The 18451-nt window shown below is 54.4% G+C and carries 13 protein-coding genes, 1 tRNA gene and 2 pseudogenes; 12 read left to right on the top strand and 4 right to left on the bottom strand.

Annotated features, from left to right (window positions below; genetic code table 11):
* The first annotated feature begins 187 nt into the window (after positions 1–187).
* Together IFT80_RS10450 and IFT80_RS10445 are read left to right on the top strand one after the other, a co-directional pair.
* Positions 188–1933 (top strand): anti-phage dCTP deaminase, encoded by a 1746-nt coding sequence (locus tag IFT80_RS10450; RefSeq protein ID WP_192058902.1) that lies wholly within the window; start codon positions 188–190, stop codon positions 1931–1933.
* Position 1934: 1 nt separating this feature from the next.
* The gene (locus tag IFT80_RS10445) at positions 1935–2090 is read left to right on the top strand and encodes a hypothetical protein (RefSeq protein WP_192137524.1); all 156 of its coding nucleotides are present in this window, start codon (positions 1935–1937) and stop codon (positions 2088–2090) included.
* A gap of 103 nt (positions 2091–2193) precedes the next feature.
* On the opposite strand, the gene gabP is transcribed toward IFT80_RS10445, so the two are convergent.
* The gene (gene gabP, locus IFT80_RS10440) at positions 2194–3582 is read right to left on the bottom strand and encodes a GABA permease (protein ID WP_192058900.1); all 1389 of its coding nucleotides are present in this window, start codon (positions 3580–3582) and stop codon (positions 2194–2196) included.
* Positions 3583–4172: 590 nt separating this feature from the next.
* Between gabP and IFT80_RS10435 the strand changes: the two genes are divergently transcribed.
* The 7 genes and pseudogenes from IFT80_RS10435 to IFT80_RS10405 all read left to right on the top strand — a co-directional run.
* The gene (locus IFT80_RS10435) at positions 4173–4946 is read left to right on the top strand and encodes an ABC transporter ATP-binding protein (protein WP_122714459.1); all 774 of its coding nucleotides are present in this window, start codon (positions 4173–4175) and stop codon (positions 4944–4946) included.
* A gap of 15 nt (positions 4947–4961) precedes the next feature.
* Positions 4962–5711, top strand: a complete 750-nt coding sequence (locus IFT80_RS10430; RefSeq protein WP_122480573.1) for an ABC transporter substrate-binding protein — start codon at positions 4962–4964, stop codon at positions 5709–5711.
* A gap of 56 nt (positions 5712–5767) precedes the next feature.
* The gene (locus IFT80_RS10425; RefSeq protein WP_122714457.1) at positions 5768–6463 is read left to right on the top strand and encodes an ABC transporter permease; all 696 of its coding nucleotides are present in this window, start codon (positions 5768–5770) and stop codon (positions 6461–6463) included.
* Complete coding sequence (locus IFT80_RS10420) at positions 6460–7149, top strand: ABC transporter permease (RefSeq protein ID WP_122480575.1); 690 nt, start codon at positions 6460–6462, stop codon at positions 7147–7149. The genes IFT80_RS10425 and IFT80_RS10420 overlap by 4 nt, the downstream gene beginning before the upstream one ends.
* On the top strand, positions 7134–8336 hold the full coding sequence (locus tag IFT80_RS10415; RefSeq protein ID WP_342214339.1) for a methyltransferase: 1203 nt from the start codon (positions 7134–7136) through the stop codon (positions 8334–8336). Before IFT80_RS10420 ends, IFT80_RS10415 begins: the two co-directional genes overlap by 16 nt.
* A 290-nt stretch (positions 8337–8626) precedes the next feature.
* A tRNA-Thr gene (locus IFT80_RS10410) sits at positions 8627–8702 on the top strand.
* 308 nt (positions 8703–9010) lie between these two features.
* Positions 9011–9160: pseudogene (locus IFT80_RS10405) on the top strand (tyrosine-type recombinase/integrase); the annotation flags it as partial.
* Positions 9161–9677: 517 nt separating this feature from the next.
* Here the strand turns inward: IFT80_RS10405 and IFT80_RS10400 are convergent.
* Positions 9678–10820, bottom strand: a complete 1143-nt coding sequence (locus tag IFT80_RS10400; RefSeq protein ID WP_192137523.1) for an IS481 family transposase — start codon at positions 10818–10820, stop codon at positions 9678–9680.
* Between the two features lie 531 nt (positions 10821–11351).
* Here IFT80_RS10400 and IFT80_RS10395 point away from each other — a divergent pair.
* From IFT80_RS10395 to IFT80_RS10385, 3 genes and pseudogenes are all read left to right on the top strand, one after another.
* A pseudogene (locus tag IFT80_RS10395) lies at positions 11352–12373 on the top strand (integrase domain-containing protein).
* The gene (locus IFT80_RS10390; RefSeq protein WP_192137632.1) at positions 12328–12639 is read left to right on the top strand and encodes a hypothetical protein; all 312 of its coding nucleotides are present in this window, start codon (positions 12328–12330) and stop codon (positions 12637–12639) included. The pseudogene IFT80_RS10395 and the gene IFT80_RS10390 overlap by 46 nt, the downstream one beginning before the upstream one ends.
* 143 nt (positions 12640–12782) lie before the next feature.
* Complete coding sequence (locus IFT80_RS10385; protein ID WP_192137522.1) at positions 12783–15929, top strand: phosphoribosyltransferase-like protein; 3147 nt, start codon at positions 12783–12785, stop codon at positions 15927–15929.
* A gap of 286 nt (positions 15930–16215) precedes the next feature.
* Here IFT80_RS10385 and IFT80_RS10380 read toward each other — a convergent pair whose 3' ends face one another.
* Together IFT80_RS10380 and IFT80_RS10375 are read right to left on the bottom strand one after the other, a co-directional pair.
* Positions 16216–16632: a hypothetical protein gene (locus IFT80_RS10380; RefSeq protein ID WP_192137521.1), complete on the bottom strand. Its 417-nt coding sequence runs from the start codon at positions 16630–16632 to the stop codon at positions 16216–16218.
* A 198-nt stretch (positions 16633–16830) separates the two neighbouring features.
* Positions 16831–17571, bottom strand: coding sequence for a hypothetical protein (locus tag IFT80_RS10375; protein ID WP_192137520.1), 741 nt, complete (start codon positions 17569–17571; stop codon positions 16831–16833).
* Positions 17572–18451: the final 880 nt, after the last annotated feature.

The raw sequence follows: 18451 nt of genomic DNA, 5'->3' as shown, positions 1-18451 counted from the left end.
CGGTGCAGACACTCGATCGGTCTGGGTGCGGCTTACGCCCACATACGCTGTTACTTATCAACGCGGGTAACGCCTGTACCTTCCTCGACTCTGGGCTATCTTGATTCCCGTATGGCCTTACCTCTCGAAAGACACCGGGAGCCCCCTCGATCAACGGATTGATCGGCAGTGAGAACAAGGAGTCACTATGCGTTTCGATGGCACATTCGAAGAGCTCAAATCACAGCTCGAAAGCATTTTGCCTGCAGGCGAATGGCGGGTGATCAACGACAATCAATGTCAGTTCAAGACCCTGGGCAAGGGCATTCTCAATTGGTACCCCTCTACCGGAACCCTCCACTTCCAGGGCAAGCCGCATGCAGCGGCAAAACTGCAGGAAATGGTCGGCCCTCTACTCGACAGCCAGTACGGCAGCTCATCCATCCCATCCCTGGGTGCAGCGCAGATGGTTGCGGAACTCTCCGAGGTTCCCCCATCAGATACGTCCTACTTCATCGACGACACCTATTCAGACTCCGAACTCATCATCGGCCTGGTCGGCACCATCGGCACTGATCTGCCTGAAGTCTCGAAGCTGATCGGTGACAGGCTCAAGATCTTCGGCTATGAAACCAGCTGCATCAAAATCTCGACGGATGTCATCGCCAGCATTGGCTGTCCGGCCCAGACCACCAGTGAATATGAGCGCATCAGCAGCTACATGGAAGAAGGCAACCGGCTGCGCAAGGACAGCCAGGACAATGCCATCCTGGCCCTTGGCGCGGCGGCCCAGATCAACAAGCTGCGCAGCGAGTCCGCCCCCATGCGCCGCCGGGCGTTCATCATCAACTCGCTGAAAAGTCCTGCCGAGGTCGAACGCCTGCGCAAAATCTACTCCGATGGTTTTTTCCTGGTCGGTGTCCATGCGGACTCGGCGCGGCGTCACGAGTACCTCGTCAAAGATCGCTCGATGACCGAACAGCAGGCTTCCCGACTGATCGAGCGCGACGCGGACGAACGCGACGAGCATGGGCAGCACACGCGCAACACCTATCACCTTTCGGACTTCTTCATCGACTACGACGGCAACTCGGACGCGCTCAAGAAGCAGACCTGGCGAATCCTCGATCTATTGTTCGGGCGTCCCTACATCACGCCCACGTTCGATGAGTACGCCATGTTCATGGCATTTTCCGCATCGCTGCGTTCGGCCGATCTCTCGCGCCAGGTCGGCGCCGTGCTGACCAAAGACCGCTGCATCGTCGCCACCGGCGCCAATGACGTGCCCAAGGCACACGGCGGGCTCTATTGGCCTGAAAAAGACCCGGAAAGCCATGGCATCGTCGACACGCCGGATGGACGCGACTACATGCGCGGTCTGGACTCCAATGCCTCGCACAAAAAGCTCATCGTCGACGAAATCCTTGCGGTGATTCCTGCGCAGTACCAGGAGGAACTGGCGCCCTTGATCAAGAAAAGCAGAATCAAGGACATCACTGAATACGGTCGCGTGGTGCATGCCGAGATGGAAGCACTGCTTTCCAGTGCCCGTTCAGGCACTTCCTGCGCGGGGAGCGATCTCTACTGTACGACGTTCCCCTGCCATAACTGCGCCAAGCACATCGTGGCGGCAGGTATCAAACGAGTCGTGTATGTAGAGCCGTATCCGAAAAGCAAGGCGTTGGAATTTCACTCGGATTCGATCTCACTGACGAAAAACCACAGCAATGTCGTTTTCGAACCATTCATAGGGGTTGGTCCTCGCAGCTTCTTCAACTTGTTTTCCACCAACCTCGGTAGCGGCTACCCTGTCGCTCGCAAGAATGAAGATGGCGAAGTCGTGGAATGGAAAGAGGGCGACGCGAAACTGCGAACCCAGATGCACCCCTGGTCTTATGTAGACCGGGAATCGACTGCAGCGAGCCTACTATCCAGCTACTTGGAGAACAAATGACATGACCAGTAAAAAACAGGCGTTTCTCGACCATCTCTCTGCGTGCCGCCAGACGGTTGCGCAGTGGCCTCAGTGGAAGCAGGATTTTTTCAAACCTGTCGCAGCCACCCAGCCACAGACCGCCAAAGCGAAACAGCCGGACAACCGACCTTCCTGATGCAGTGCATCGGGCGGGGTCGATCTGGCGCCGGCAGTCGCAGAAACAACAAAGGCCGCTGTCGTCACCGACAGCGGCCTTTGCGTTCAAGTGGTCGAAGCGATCAGCGACCGAGCGCCACGCGCGCGTTACCGGCCTTGCGACGGCTGGAGACGATCAGCCCGGCGACGACTACGGCGATGGCCAGGCCACCGGTGGCGAGGATTTCAACGCGGTGGTCTTCGCGCAGGGCCATGGTGGTGAGCACCGCGACGATGAACAGGATGACCAGGTAGGTGAGGCCGGGGAACAGCCACATCTTGAAGTCGATCTTCTCACCGGCCAACTCGCGCTTGCGGCGCATGCGCAGTTGCGACACGGCGATCACCAGGTACACCAGCAGCGCGATGGCGCCGGAGGTGGCGAGCAGGAAGTCGAACACCGCCGCTGGGGCGACGTAGTTGGCGATCACGGCCACGAACGCGGCTGCGGTAGACATCAGCACGGCCACCGACGGGGTACCGGACTTCGAGGTTTTCTGCGCAGCAGCAGGCGCGTCGCCGCGCTTGCTGAGGGAGAACAGCATGCGCGACGCGGTATACAGCGCCGAGTTCAGGCAGCTGGTTACAGCGACCAATACCACGATATCGACGATCAACTTGGCGTTGGGGATGCCGATTAGCTCGAGAACGGTCTGGTACGAGCCCAGCTCGGCCAGGCGCGGGTCGTTCCACGGCACCAGGGCCACCACCAGGAAGATCGAAACCAGATAGAACAGGAAGATCCGCCAGATCACCGAGTTGGTGGCCTTGGAAATCTGCTGACCTGGGTTCTTCGATTCGGCGGCGGCGATGGTGACGATCTCGGTGCCCATGAACGAGAACATGGTGGTCAGCATGGCGGCGACGACGGCACCCAGCCCGTTGGGCATGAAGCCCATGGTATCGGTGAGGTGACTGACACCGCTGACTTGGCTGTTGGGCATGAAGCCGAACACGGCGCCCAGGCCAACGACGATGAAGGCAATGATTGCCAGCACCTTGATCAGCGCGAACCAGAATTCGAATTCACCGTAGTTCTTCACGCTGAACAGGTTGGTCACCGTCAGCACCAGGGTGATCAACAATGCGAACACCCAATGCGACACGTCGGGAATCCAGGCATGCAGGATCGAGGCGGCGGCGTTGGCTTCCAGCGGAATCACCAGCACCCAGAACCACCAGTACAACCAGCCGATGGAAAAACCGGCCCAGTGACCGATGGCACGGTCGGCGTAGGTGGAAAACGACCCAGTGTCCGGCGAGGCAACGGCCATTTCACCGAGCATGCGCATGACCAGCACCACCAGGCTGCCGGCAGCAGCATAGGCCAGCAGCACGGCAGGGCCGGCAGCGGCGATGGCGTGCCCGGAACCTACGAACAGGCCGGCACCAATGACACCGGCGATCGACAACATAGTTACATGACGCGGCTTGAGTCCCTGAGCGAGACCTGTGGAATTCTGCGTACTCATAAAACTACCTTTGCGAAGAATAGCGTTCTGTCCGGCGGTGATCGCGAGCCTTGTGCAAAGTCCGCTACACCCCGTTCCTTATCTTTTACGCAAAAATTGCGCCAAATTGTACCAAGGTATATCCTGCCGCCCTGAAACGGACCTTTTGGCCATTCGTGCCAACAGATTGAATCCGTTGAGGTTTGCTTTGCGGGCCGAGACGGATTACCGAACTACTCAGCGTGGGGCGATATGCCGCACCAAAAAACGACGTCGGTAACACCTTCGCACAAAAACAGTGCAACCTAAAGGCGCAACTTTTGCATGGGCACTGTATGGCTCAGGTGCAACTTCGTGCGACCTGCCTCTTATCGCGCTGCCACATTCAAGCCGCATTCGCGCTTTCCTCCACTGGGCAAAACTGGCAACATCGCGCCTTTTTTATCGCGCCCTGCCCGTCCGACGTTCCTGCTGCGGTGCCTTCGCACATCGCGCCAGGCAGATCGGACACAAGCTGCAAGTCCAGCCTCGCCATCCGCGCTATGCTAGCTTTGCGCTTCGCTGTTCACTTTGGTGACGGCAGGCCGCACCCGCCTATATGAGGACCGCACATGGCTCAGGCCACGCCCGCTCTGGAAATCCGTAACCTGCACAAGCGCTACGGTGCACTGGACGTGCTCAAGGGCATATCGCTGGCCGCCAACGACGGCGCGGTGATTTCCATCCTCGGTTCGTCCGGCTCCGGCAAGTCGACCCTGCTGCGCTGCATCAACCTGCTGGAAAACCCCCATCAGGGAGAGATCCTGGTGGCCGGTGAAGCGCTCAAGCTCAAGGCCGCTCGCAACGGCGAGCTGATCGCCGCCGACAGCCGCCAGATCAACCGGCTGCGCAGCCAGATCGGTTTCGTCTTCCAGAATTTCAACCTGTGGCCGCACATGAGCGTGCTCGACAACATCATCGAGGCGCCGCGCCGCGTGCTGGGGCAAAGCCGCGCCGAAGCGATCGAAGTGGCCGAGGCGCTGCTGGCCAAGGTGGGTATCGCCGACAAGCGCCACGCCTATCCGAACGAGCTTTCCGGCGGCCAGCAACAACGTGCAGCGATTGCCCGCACCCTGGCCATGCAGCCCAAGGTTATTCTGTTCGACGAACCGACCTCGGCGCTGGATCCGGAAATGGTCCAGGAGGTGCTCGCGGTTATTCGCAACCTGGCCGAAGAAGGCCGTACCATGCTGCTGGTGACACACGAGATGGGCTTTGCCCGGCAGGTCTCCAGCGAGGTGGTGTTTCTGCATCAAGGTCTGGTGGAAGAGCAGGGTACGCCCGAGCAAGTATTCGACAACCCCTTGTCGGCGCGCTGCAGGCAGTTTATGTCCAGCAACCGCTAACGGAGCAATAACAATATGAGCATGAAGAAAATCTTCCTGGCGGTTGCCGCCACACTGCTGGTCAACGGCGCCGCCATGGCTGCCGAAAAACTGAAAATGGGCGTGGAAGCGGCCTACCCACCGTTCAACAACAAGGACACCAGCGGCCAGGTCGTGGGCTTCGACGTCGACATCGGCAAGGCCCTGTGCGCCAAGATGGAAGTAGAGTGCGAAATCGTCACCTCCGACTGGGACGGCATCATTCCCGCACTGCAGTCGCAGAAGTTCGACTTCCTCGTGTCGTCGATGTCGATCACCCCCGAGCGCTCGGAAGTGGTCGACTTCACCAACCCCTACTACAGCAACAAGCTGCAGTTCATTGCCAAGAAGGGCGATGACTTCAAGACCGACGGCGACAGCCTCAAGGGCAAAGTCATCGGCGCCCAGCGCGCGACCCTGTCCGGCACCTGGCTGGAAGACAAGTACGGCATGGATGTCGACCTCAAGCTGTACGACACCTCCGAAAACGCCTTTCTCGACCTGAGCAGCGGCCGCCTCGACGCCATCCTGGCCGACAAGTACGCCAGCTACGATTGGCTCAAGAGCGACGCCGGCAAGAATTTCGAGTTCAAGGGTGACGCGGTCGAGCAAAGCGACAAGATCGGCATCGCCGTGCGCAAGGGTGATGCCCTGCGCGACAAGCTGAATGCCGCGCTGCAGGAAATCATTGCCGACGGTACCTACAAGAAGATCAACGACAAGTACTTCCCTTTCAGCATCCTCTGACAGCCCGGCGGGCGTTGGCCTACACGGCCGATGCCCGCCCCTGAACAAGCCTGCCCATGAACATCGATCTCTATGGCTTCGGCCCTGCGCTTGCCGCAGGCGCGCTGATGACCGTCAAACTGGCCCTCAGCGCTCTGTGCCTGGGGCTGCTGCTGGGCCTCGCCGGTGCCCTGGCGAAAACTTCCGGCAACCGCCCCCTGCAATGGCTCGGCGGTTTCTACTCGACGCTGGTACGCGGCATCCCCGAACTGCTGTGGGTGTTGCTGATCTACTTCGGCACCGTCAATGGCCTGCGCAGCATCGGCCTGGCGCTGGGCGTCGGCAGCCTGGAACTCAGCCCCTTCGCAGCCGGCGTCATCGCCTTGGGCCTGTGCTTCGGCGCCTACGCCACTGAAGTGTTCCGCGGCGCCATCCTGGCCATTCCCAAAGGCCACCGCGAAGCCGGCCTGGCCCTGGGCCTGAGCACGTCGCGCATCTTCATTCGCCTGGTGCTGCCGCAGATGTGGCGCATCGCCCTGCCGGGGCTGGGTAATCTGTTTCTGATTCTGATGAAGGACACCGCCCTGGTGTCCGTCATCAGCCTGGAAGAGATCATGCGCAACGCGCAGAACGCCGTCACCGTCAGCAAACAACCGTTCACCTTCTATATGGTTGCCGCCCTGATGTACCTGAGCCTCACCGTGGTCGCCATGGTTGCCCTGCACTTCATGGAGAAACGCGCCTCGCGCGGCTTCGCGAGGGCCTCGCAATGAACTGGGAAGTGATCATCAAGTGGCTGCCGCGGCTGATGCAAGGCGCCACCCTGACCCTCGAGCTGGTGGCCATCGCGGTACTCGCCGGGCTTATCCTGGCCATCCCGCTGGGCATCGCCCGCACCTCGAAGAAGTGGTACATCAGCGGCCTGCCGTACGCCTACATCTTCTTCTTTCGCGGCACCCCGCTGCTGGTGCAGCTGTTTCTGGTGTACTACGGGCTGGCGCAGTTCGACGCGGTGCGCGAGAGCAGCCTGTGGCCGTACCTGCGCAGCCCGTTCTGGTGCGCCGCCGGGACCATGACTCTGCACACCGCCGCCTATATCGCAGAGATCCTGCGCGGGGCGCTGCAAGCCATACCCAAGGGCGAAATCGAGGCCGCTCGCGCCCTCGGCATGTCCCGCAGCAAAGCCCTGCTGCACATCATGCTGCCGCGCGCCGCGCGCATCGGCCTGCCGGCCTACAGCAATGAAGTGATCCTGATGCTCAAGGCCAGCTCGCTGGCCAGCACCGTCACCCTGCTGGAACTCACCGGCATGGCCCGCACGATCATCGCCCGCACCTACCTGCCGGTGGAAATCTTCTTTGCCGCCGGCATGTTCTACCTGGCCATGTCGTTCGTGCTGGTGCAGGGCTTCAAACTGCTTGAACGCTGGCTGCGCGTGGACGCGTGCCAGGGCCGCTGACACTGCAAGGCGACCAGCTGCGTGAGCGCTTTCACGCACTGGACGCCTTTCTGGTCGCCCATGCCGACCTGTGGCGGCCCAAGCCCTTCACCCAAATGACCTTACCTTGGGAAGCGAAGCATTCCGAGCTCGCCACCTGGCTGCGCGCCCGCACCCTGGCCGAAGCCGAGGCTGTGCATAACTCGCTGCTGGACCTGGACGCTCCGGCGCCCTTTCCTGCCTTAGCCCAGCAGGCGCATGCGCTGGCCGCGGTAGGCCCGCTGCCGACCAGTTTTTTGCCCACTGCGCGCCATCGTCTCAACGTCGATGTACCCGGCCGCAAATGGCAACAGATCGAAGCCTTCGCTGCCGCCCTGCCGTTCGCAGCGTCCGCCAGCCACTGGCTGGACTGGTGCGCCGGCAAAGGCCACCTCGGCCGCCGCCTGCTGCGCGACGGCCAGCAACTCACCTGCCTGGAACACGACCCGGCACTGGTGGCCAGCGGCGCCCAGCTCAGCACCCATCACGCCTTGCCCGCACAGCACCAACTGCAAGACGTCATGGCCGACGATCTGCGCCTGCCAGCCTCAAGCACACCCGTCGCCCTGCACGCCTGCGGCGACCTGCACGTGCGACTCATGCACTGCGCCACCCAGGCAGGCTGCCAACACCTGGCCTTCGCACCCTGCTGCTACAACCGCACCCACGGCGCCTATCGCCAACTGTGCGCCGAACCCTCGGCGCTCTCCCTGACCCTCGAAGACCTCGGCCTGCCCCTCGAAGCCACCGTCACCGCCGGCGCCCGCGTGCGCCGCCAGCGTGACCACTCCATGGCCCGCCGCCTGGCTTTCGACCTGCTGCAGCGCGAACAACGCCGCATCGACCACTACCTGCCCTGCCCCTCCCTGCCCGCCGCCTGGCTGGACAAACCCTTTGCCGATTACTGCCACGACCTTGCAGCGCTGCAGAGCGTAACTATTGGGCATGCCGTGAATTTCGATAAGCTTGAAGCGCGCGGCTGGCAACGACTTGCCCAAGTCCGCAACCTGGAACTGCTACGCGACCTGTTTCGCAAGCCCTTGGAACTGTGGCTGGTGCTCGACCGCGCCCTGTACCTGCAAGAGCGCCAGTACAGCGCACAGGTCGGCACCTTCTGCCCGGAAACCCTGACCCCACGCAATCTGATGATCATCGCCGAACGCCTCTGAAGCGTGCGCAACCTGTGGATAACTCTGTGGGTAGAAATGTTGCGCAGTGCATTGAGTCTGCGTTTGAACGCCAGGCTGAAGATCAGTCATTTTTCGTTCATGTCCGTTTCGCCTGCGAAAACAGTAGCTTGCGAACGATGTCATCAAACCGACCTAAACGCCGAGCGGTTGCTGGGGTTGGCACGCCAAATGTGCATAAGCACTGGCGGGTTAAGAGCTAAAGGCGAAGAAATTATGCCGCAGGGGGGTTTACTCGGCCGATCGAATAGCTATAATCAGCGCCCTCACTTGCCGGTATAGCTCAGATGGTAGAGCAACTGACTTGTAATCAGTAGGTCCCGGGTTCGATTCCTGGTGCCGGCACCATAGTTTGACGAGAAAGGCTCACCGCAAGGTGGGCCTTTTTTGTTTGTGCTTCTTGTGGGCGCCTGGCCGCTGTTCGCCTTATGCGCACAACCCCTGTAGGAGCGGCCAGTGGCCGCGAAGGCGTCGGTTCAGTTACCACCGCTCTAAGCCCCTATCAAATATCTCTGCCCACCGTCACGCAAACGCTGCGCACCTACAACTGCGACCCCAATCCTCACTAGAGCCCACCATGGTTTTACATGTTCGTGTGCTCCATCGAATTGCACTTCGCACACTTGAACGAGTTCGACCTCAAGCACGGCAGCTGGGAGAACATTGAGGAGCGCAGGCTGATCATGAACTCGCGGAGCCGTTACCTGGAGGCCAACCAGTAGGAGCATGTCACTCCCCCTGAGTTCGCGAACCAGACCGGAGCGAACGTCACTCGCCTTAAAGCAAAACATGACGCAACTGAGTAAGCGCTCGGTCTTCATATCTCGGTGATCGGCTTGTGCATGCGGATCCATCCAAACAGAGCTGCAAAGAAGCCCTGTTTGGATGGACTTCACTTAAAAAACTAAACCTCATGGAACTGTCTGCGGAAAGCCATAAATTTCCACCTGTGGACAATTTCATCCATAGCCGCAGAGCTCATATAAGTTCGAGCCTTGTCTCGAATTATCCACAGGCGTAGAAAAGATCGGGCAATGCGCTGTCGTTGACAGCAACCCAGGTAGCCAGAACCCTTAAGGCTAGACCACACCGTGGTGGTTCTCCCAAAGTGCGATTAGCGTCCGGCGGCTCGCACGGGCACAACGATGTGACGGATGCCTACTTTTACCAGTGTGCCCACGGCGGCAACTTATCCCTTTCATAGCTGCCCTGCAGCAACCTATCCGCTTGGCCATTTCCTTGCGCCAACCTGCGCCCGTCTCTTTCTTCCGTGTATGGACCAGATACAAGGGTGACAGTTGTGCCAAGACATGGTGGACGGTTTCAAGGCTTTGGCTTGCGCCCGCGCAGATCTATCTCGCAGAGCTTGTGGTGGCTGAAGTAGACGTCAAAGCACCCGTCCGCAGCCCCCTTAGGCCTTACAGCGATGGGCAGCCCTCTAAGCGCTTTCGAGACGGGAATCAACTCGCCTCGAAAACGAGCGTTACCATGAAAGTGCACTTTGACAACCGTGTCTTCTGGACCGTACTCAAGCTCTGGAAGTGTTTCCGGATCCGGCCTTGGACTCATTCGGTAGTGGGTCGCTGGCGTTGTCATCTGGAGAGCCTGGTGCGGCCTTTGGTGGTTATAGATGTTCCGCCAATCGTCGAAGGCAAGCTGGGCTTCGCTGAGTGACCGAAACGCTCTGTCTCGGAGAACTTCTGCCTTCAGTGAGCGATGAAAGCGCTCATCTTTACCGTTAGTTTGTGGATGCCACGGGCGGCTGAACGTGAGCCTTATCCCAAGACGAACCAGCCAGACTCCGAGCTGAGATAGCTCTCCTGGCACTCGGGGAGACCCCCATGCCCCGCCGTTGTCGGTATTGATCTGAACGGGCATACCATAAAGTCGAAATACATCCATCCAGCGCTCTTTGACCCTGGCATACCGTTCGTTGCCGCACGCTTGAATCGCCAAATTAAACCGTGAGTGATCATCCAACACCGTCCAGGGATGGCACTGCCCTTGAGATGTAGGGAAATATCCTTTGAAGTCCATTTGCCATAGGTCATTAGGCGCGTCGTGAACAAACCGGCGCCATGCTTTGCCAGCGTCAGAGGCTTCAGACAATATCAATTGGTATCTGTGCAGTATCGAAGTCACGGTGCTCGGTGCGACTTGGGGGCCACCGAGATCTTGTAGTCGCCGGCTAATTTTCCGACCTCCCCAAGCAGGATGCTGGACGCGCAGCTCCACGACCTGCTTTTCAACGCTCATCGCAGATTGGTTGGGGCTCGTTTTTGGGCGTCGTGAACGATCCTCCAGGCCCTCTAAACCATCTGATTTGAAGCGGGACAGCCATTTGTACGCTGTCTGAGGGCTGATTTTAAATCGTCGGCAAAGCTCTCGACGGTTGGCGCCATCTTGCAGCGCTAAAGCAACAAACTCCTCGCGTAACGTCATGATGTCTTTCTCATCCCAAGGCATGGTCATGGCTCCGGCAGTCTGTGCTGCCGGAGAGTGTCCACCATGTCTTGGCACAGCTGTCATCTATCTCTCCGGTTTATACATTCCGGAAAGAGACGGGCGCTCCTACCACTGCTGAAGCCCACCTCGTACAAGGCATTGCGGCATTTCCGCTCGTGACAATCGGCGTGACAAACACCGAAGTCACCATCAACAGCGATGCAGATGATGGTCCCGCAGCCCACGGAATGGACTGCACCTGACTGACAGTCAGGCATGCCCCGGTCATCGCACAGATGCCTTCACCCGACTCAGGATCTCGCGGCGCTGGTCTCGTCAGCCAGTGCAGCCTCCACCCGCCCACTTCTTCGGAAGTGCTTAGGAGGCCAGATCATGAGATGCCCAAGCTCCCGGTCGTAAAGAGCCGCAAGTCCCGCGTTAGTGGACAACCCTCACAGGTCGCAGGGGCCTTGATGCCTGATCACACTCAACATCCTTGGCGGAATGACATGGGGAAAGTCTTAAAGGTATGGCTTCGAGAGGAGTTTGATCATGGCACTGGTGGGTAGACGCGACGGGCGGAATTTTGGCTATGGTCGGCAACTGAGCTATGCCGGGTCGCAAGCGCTGAAAGACATGTTCGGCGGCGGACACTATGGGACCGTTAAAGCGCACAGTGATCGCTGGCAGGCGTTTGTTCGGTGGTGTCGGTCGGAGGATGGGCCAGAAATTAACGATACGCGACAAATTGATCGACAGACCCTGCTGGAATACGCCGGATATCTGCGTCAATAAGTTGAACAAGGCGCTATAGGCATCGCCACCGCGCAAAACCGATTGTCCAGCGTGAACCGGACCATGGCTGCGCTTCGAGGCGATCAGTATGTGAAGGTCGTGAGTCCGAGCAAGGCGTTGGGAATGCGGCGCATCAGTGCTAGTCAATCGGTACCGCAAAGCCAAGATCGCGAACATGTGAAACGGATCGTGGACGTACTCCGCGAACACCAAATGCAACGCGCTGCCGCCATCGTGCACTTGGTGCGAGCCGCCGGAATGCGCTTACGCGAGGCCATTTTGGCCGACCTTCCTCGACTGCAACGGGAAGCCGAGCAACTCGGGAGGATCAACATCCAGGACGGCACCAAAGGTGGACGCTTGGGAGTCTCAGCCCCTCGATGGATAACGGTGAATGAGCACATCCGCGACGCACTGGCATCTGCCCTTCAAGTTTCGCCTGACGGTAGCCGCAACCTGCTTGCACCGAACGAACGCTACCCCGATTTCTTGCAGGGATCCTCGGTCACGCACGGGACATCCTTCATAAGCACAACCTCAAAGGTTTCCATGAATTGCGGGCAGCCTATGCATGCGAACGTTACGAGCAAATCACCCATCATCCCGCGCCCATCAACGATGGCCATTGCTATCAGCTCAACCGACACCTCGATCAGCAGGCCCGAGTACAAATCAGCTATGAGCTGGGGCACGGCCGTATCCACGTGGTATCGGCGTATATTGGTGGTAGAGCATCAGCACGGCATTCGATATGGAACTCTTCCTGGCTGGCGTCCTGACCGGGTCGCATACCACCCGCCAGCGTCACCTGCGTCAGGCGAAGACTATCCAAACAGCAATCGATGAGGGCTGGCAACGCGACAATCCACGGACCTCGCAGCGAAAACATCTCGTGTGGCTCCTAAATCAGCAAGTGAACCAACGCGCCGAATCGACGCGTTATTACTATCTGCTGACCATGCATTTGCTCACTCTTCGATTAGGAAAATCTTGGCAGTTTAAATCTTTAGCGCATGTCAGCAATAGGCCCAGGCTGGGTTTATGAAATCTAGTGCAATTCAGAGCGAGCCAACCGTCCTTAGCGCTTTTCGCAGAGCGCTGAAGCATTGCCTTCATATGCATTAACGATTACACTCATGGCATATAGCTATCAACGCTCATTGCGAGAAACTTCAACAGGGAGTTCGAATGAAACAAGAAAATGGTATTGAAGAACGTTTTATAGCACTTGATGATGATTCCAATGTCGAAACTCTACACTCGCTATTCAAAACCATCTGCATTTTTCTTGAGTTAAATCCAGTCACCCCTCAAGTTTCTCTTCTTGATCAAAACAACAATAACCCCATTAAAAAACATGTAGCCTCTTATCTACTACGAGCACTTAGCGGTCATTCTAAATTATTATGGGATGACAGCTCGACAAGACACAAAGCCATTACTCTCTTTAACGATGTCTTATGCAATCAGATATACAAGATATTAAAAATAGATGAAAAAAACAGCAGCCATGAAATATTCGCAGGACTGCAGGCCATTCATGCCAATACAATCGGCGAATTTGAGAAAATAAAAGTCTCTATTGTGAGCATGGAGACCGCGATAAATGCCCGCAGAGGCTACATAAAACTTATTAGCAGCCCGCTCACGACGATATTCTCAGAAAGTCAAATATACGATCAGTCGTTAGTATCTAAAGAGCGTATAAATGAATTTTTTAATGCTATAGAGCAATATTCACAAGCTGACAGGGTTAATGCTCTTACCGCTTTTACAAGACTTGAAGAGATATATCGTAGCTATATTAGTGACATACAAAGACATGGATCAAATATTTATGTTTCCGCCATGATTGAAAACGTCCTAGAGTCTGCCTTTGTGACAGCTCAAATGGATTTTAATCATAGCGGACTGCAAAAACCTGTAATTCTTTCTCTGAAGGCGTCTGAACGAAAGTACCCTCTTCATGCAATTGGCGAATCCTTTCCAATTAAAGTTTACCTTTATAACTCCGGCCCTGGAGTGGCTTTTGACACCATAATTAACATACTAGAGTCAGATGATGGTCTTGAAGTCGAAAGTGATGAGCTTTCTCTAGGTACTGTAGATGCTGGTCGCCACGAATTTATAATAAAAGCGCACTCCGTAGCCGGAGGTACGAAAACCCCAAAAATCTTAGGCATTTTGTCATGGGCTGATTATAAAGGAAAGCGAATTGAAGTAGACTTTGAAATTGAGGTTGTTCCTCAAAACGGAACTTTAAACTGGGATGAAATAAAAAGACAACAGCCTTACAGCCTAGAGTCGGTAGATAGCGAAGCTGATCTAGTAGGACGTAAAGATCTTCTTGAGGATATTTCATCAAAACTGTCCCTTCGAAAAGGTGAGTCGTCAATTATTTATGGCCAAAAAAGAGTTGGCAAAACATCACTCGCACGAACCATTCAGCATAAATTTGAAGGAAAAGATAATCACGCCACTGTTTTTATCGAGACTGGTAGCTTGGATAAAACATCTCCAAGCAACTTTATCAACACTCTTGGCAAGAAAATAACTAAAAATTTAAGACGGGTATTTTCTGTCGAAATAGATGACAGTGGATTTGCATCTTCTCTATACCCTCTAGTCTCATACATAGAAGACATAGTGGCCGCAAACAAGAAGGCTCGAATAATAATCATTCTAGATGAATTTGACGAAATCCCGTCACAACTTTATCCATATACAGAAGAAGGTAATTCTTTTTTTCACAACTTAAGAAGTTTAAGTGGCGAAAGTGGTGAGGGCCGCGTCTCCTTGATACTTGTTGGCGGGGAGAACATGAGCGTGATTATGCAAAGCACGGACAAACTTAATAAATTTGACGCCTCAAATGTCGGTTACTTTAACAAATCCGAATACTGGGAAGACTTTAAAGAACTTGTAACCGCCCCTGTCCGAGGGATATTGGAGTACAGCGATGAAGCCATACTCAAGCTTTATGAAGTGACAGAGGGCAACCCCTTTTATACAAAATTCGTCGCTAAGACCCTTTACAAAAAAATGTGCGAGCGACGCTGCTCTTTCATATCGATTGACGAAATGGAAGATGCGATTCACGATACAATCGTTAATATGGAGGCTATCAACTTAAACCACTTCTGGAGTGATGGAATAAGAGTTGAGGACACTGAGCGCAGAGACACCATAGAAACCCAGCGACGAAGACTGTTAATAGCATTTGCTGATAAACTACGTGAAAATAGCTCGGTAGAAAAAACCTCTATTGTTAGTGACTTATCTCTTTCTGGAATTCCATCGAAAGAGATACTTGAGAGTTTTATAAGCCGAAATATTATAGTCGAGGAGGAAGGCCTGCTTAGGATAAAACCAAGGCTTTTCGAACGATGGCTTACGGAAAAAGGCGTGTACAACCTGAGAGCTTCGTTCGCGGATGAAGATGCGCAGACTGCGTTTAATGAGAAAGAAAGTGCGGCGTATATATCTGAAAGCGAAATTATTACGCTTAGCGATAAGTGGGAGCATTATCGAGGAGCTAAAATTAGCCCGTCGCATATCCGCGCATGGCTAGATCAATTTGAAAACAACATAGAGCGTCGCATGGCATTTAAATTACTTCTTAATTTAGACTTCTATGGTGAATCTAAAATTAGAGAAAAACTGAAAATTGTCCATGACATCGTCAGGCGTGAGGTCGTACACACTATCAAAGCAGGTGAGCGCGTTCGTAAGGATATTTTGGTTAGCGCATTCGGCGCCTTATCCAAGAGCGGGCCGACATATATCAGAATGTATGCTACGGAGAACGGCATTACCGCTCATAGCATAAAAGCCTACAACGAGTTACAAAAAGGTATTCTGGGTGATGAAAATATTAAGGCCCTAGTATTCATCGATGATATGGTCGCATCTGGCGGCACTGTAATTGGCCACTTAGATCAATTAAACCTCGACCTTGGTGAGATCCTGGGCGAAAGAGAAATACTAGTAGTTGTAGGCGTAATTTGCGGAACAGGCGATGGAATCGAGAACTGTCAAAATCATATTGACAATAGTAACTTTCCATTCAAAATTGTACTCCGGGTATGTGATGTTATTGATGGCGGGCATAAGGTATTCGCAGCCGAGTCAAAAATATTTGAGGACCATGAAGTTGCTAAAGCTCTTTCAATGGCGAGAAAATATGGTGCCAGGATAAATAACAGGCACCCTCTCGGATACCATGATGGTCAACTGCTGATCGTATTTAAGGATAATTGCCCAAATAATTCTCTACCTATTATTTGGGGTAGTGCGAACGATCCAAAATGGACGCCGCTTTTCAAAAGAAACTAGGGTCATATTTATGGATGCGTGCTAGCAATGCAATTTTTAATGTACGCTAAGAAATTACCACTTTTGGCGACGCACAGTATTTCTACGGCGTTAATACCTGGCGCCTGAGATATTTCAAACCCAGCGGTAAAGGCCACAGCGACGCCAGTGATTACGTAGAGACTGAGACGTCCTCGGCAAAAGGGCTTCGCCGATCATCTCCAGTTATCATTAAAGGTGCGGTATACCACTTACCATGGCCTCTGGTTACAGCCTATTGCGCCAGCTTAGGGATAGATTGAGTAAATCACGGCGCTTTAGCATGCGCAACAATCTCTTTTAGTGTTATCCGAGCGACGTAAACGCTTATCGCAAGAGAAAGTTGCCCGATTATGCTAGTAACGAATAACAGCATTCCACTGCCAGTGCTGATACCTGATTTTGCGACCCAAGGAAGTAGGGACATACATGAAAAGACTACCGCGTAAATCAAGCTGACCCATGCATGAGCTTTTAATTTCCAATAATCCGGCCACTTAACAAGAAGTTGAATCGTATCCTTATCTTCTTGCAACAACCCTCGTACCTCATTGAATACCCATACAGCCAGCGCCGTTGGTAGAAGCATTAGATACTTAAGGACTTCATCATTAAGCGCAAGCGAGCTTGCAAAATCATGGAGTTGCGGAGCTAAATACGTCCACGCCAACCACCCAAGTGCCAAGACTATTGCTTCCACACTTATTAATGCGACACGGAGGCCATAGAGATATCGCACAGGTCAATGCCTCATATTTCGTTCACTACTGACACGCTTGAAGTAACCGCGAGCGAGGGATGCAAGTATTTCAGGATCTGGCTTTTTATCAAATAAAAAGCTCTTTTGAGACTCTGAAGTTCGTATCACTACGTCGTGTCCGTTTTAGGTGCCCAATGCTTTACCAGAACCATAGCCGTCTGCAGCCATCAACATCGCAGCATCGGTGATATCTGGCTCTTCAACCGGTTCATAACTGGGGTTCTCAAGAATATGTTCTATCAGCTCAAGTAGCTGAGTTGATAACCCTTTCGGTTTAGAAGTTATTTCCCGGACCGAGACTTCATCGGCTTGGCGCCGTCTTACATATTTATCTAAACCACCCCAAAGACGACCAAACAAAGGGTTAGGTGGATGGACCTTTGCGGAGAGTTCAGTAATAATGTCTAGTGACTGAAGCTTCTCCAAGAAAGCCCGGTAGTCCGCAACTGGTTCTACTGTGCAACCTACAAAAAAATTATCATATGCAGACTCGATAATTGCCTTGAATCGCCGAGGGAATATGTCTTCTTGAATTCCATTCCAGACATGCAGAAACGCGAGACCCGAGAAATCCGGAAGATAGACAAAGGGGGCACTAGCCTCCAGAAGATAGGGGGCTTGAGCTTGACGCTGCTGTTTAGCAGGCTCATTGACTATCGTTACTTCTCCATTTCTAGAATATTTAGCGAGATTACCGAATATGTAAGGTGTGGGAGAATCACGCCTGTCGATTACATCTGTGATTGTCCATTCAAACTGACCAAGCACCACAACTGGCGCTTGAGCAATAGCATCTAACAGCTTTTCTTGATTTAACTGGCCGAGCTTGATAACTCTCGCTAAATAATAACGACCACGCCGCATACTCGCTCATCCTTAAGTATCGCCTTGAAGCGCTCTAACTATAGCTCCTGTAATCTCGATAGCGAACCAGAAAGTGCAGTAAAACACATGGTAGGTCTACCCCGATACAAAGAGCAGTGTAGCGAGCAACGCTACTATTTTGCCAGCACCATGTCCATAGCCTTGAGCCAATTTGCTCGGAGGGGTACCGGAGGCGTCAGGCCGTAGCTAAGGTAACGCAAGTAGCACACCTTTCGACGTTAGGTACCCAATAACTGAGCGTGCCCTTCGCCACTGATGATTTTTTGATCGGGTGCGATTGAGCGTCGACAGAGGAGTGCAATAAATTTCCTACCCTCTGTCCCTACCCCATTCTTTGGGGATAGCTAAATCAAGTAGATGGATAGCATCGAGACTTTGCGGACCCGGGTTCGACTCCACTGAATTCCATAACTAGCTGAATTATCGATAGTTACTCGTCGGGTTACGCCAAATTTTCCAGCGAACTCCAGACGCCCGAAAACCTAGTCCCGCAGAACATACCGTTCGTCTGGTGCCGGCACCATACAAAACAAGGGCCTGCAGCGATGCAGGCCCTTTGTTTTTGTCCAGCACATAACAACGTACGTAACAAGCATGCGATGGAGCGTGGGTAGACGCCTGAGCACCATTGCCCCGCAGCCAAGCGTGCAGCCACCAACGAGCCCCCTCCCAGCGTGGCTGATCTGTTTTCATGGTGAGCCATGGGAAACAGGTAACCGAGGTAATTTTCCGTTCGAATTCTCGGAAAGCCTTGCCACGCAAGCGTTCCAGCCCAGCTCTAATTGCACTGGTAATGCGCATGGCGCGAGATGCCCATGATCGGATGAGGTGAAAGCCAGGTTGGCAACGTCTCTGACCG

The organism is Pseudomonas sp. CFBP 8771, assembly GCF_014841695.1.
Lineage (GTDB): Bacteria > Pseudomonadota > Gammaproteobacteria > Pseudomonadales > Pseudomonadaceae > Aquipseudomonas > Aquipseudomonas baltica.
The sequence above is the reverse complement of the archived record's forward strand: the minus strand, read 5'-3'. Positions and strand labels throughout refer to the sequence as shown.

What these genes read in the sequence shown, in the direction of transcription:
- gabP (WP_192058900.1), bottom strand. Translation starts at nt 3,582, where the DNA reads ATGAGTACGCAGAATTCCACAGGTCTCGCTCAGGGACTCAAGCCGCGT.
- IFT80_RS10385 (WP_192137522.1), top strand. Translation starts at nt 12,783, where the DNA reads ATGAAACAAGAAAATGGTATTGAAGAACGTTTTATAGCACTTGATGAT.
- IFT80_RS10445 (WP_192137524.1), top strand. Translation starts at nt 1,935, where the DNA reads ATGACCAGTAAAAAACAGGCGTTTCTCGACCATCTCTCTGCGTGCCGC.
- IFT80_RS10375 (WP_192137520.1), bottom strand. Translation starts at nt 17,571, where the DNA reads ATGCGGCGTGGTCGTTATTATTTAGCGAGAGTTATCAAGCTCGGCCAG.
- IFT80_RS10430 (WP_122480573.1), top strand. Translation starts at nt 4,962, where the DNA reads ATGAGCATGAAGAAAATCTTCCTGGCGGTTGCCGCCACACTGCTGGTC.
- IFT80_RS10420 (WP_122480575.1), top strand. Translation starts at nt 6,460, where the DNA reads ATGAACTGGGAAGTGATCATCAAGTGGCTGCCGCGGCTGATGCAAGGC.
- IFT80_RS10450 (WP_192058902.1), top strand. Translation starts at nt 188, where the DNA reads ATGCGTTTCGATGGCACATTCGAAGAGCTCAAATCACAGCTCGAAAGC.
- IFT80_RS10400 (WP_192137523.1), bottom strand. Translation starts at nt 10,820, where the DNA reads ATGCCTTGGGATGAGAAAGACATCATGACGTTACGCGAGGAGTTTGTT.
- IFT80_RS10435 (WP_122714459.1), top strand. Translation starts at nt 4,173, where the DNA reads ATGGCTCAGGCCACGCCCGCTCTGGAAATCCGTAACCTGCACAAGCGC.
- IFT80_RS10425 (WP_122714457.1), top strand. Translation starts at nt 5,768, where the DNA reads ATGAACATCGATCTCTATGGCTTCGGCCCTGCGCTTGCCGCAGGCGCG.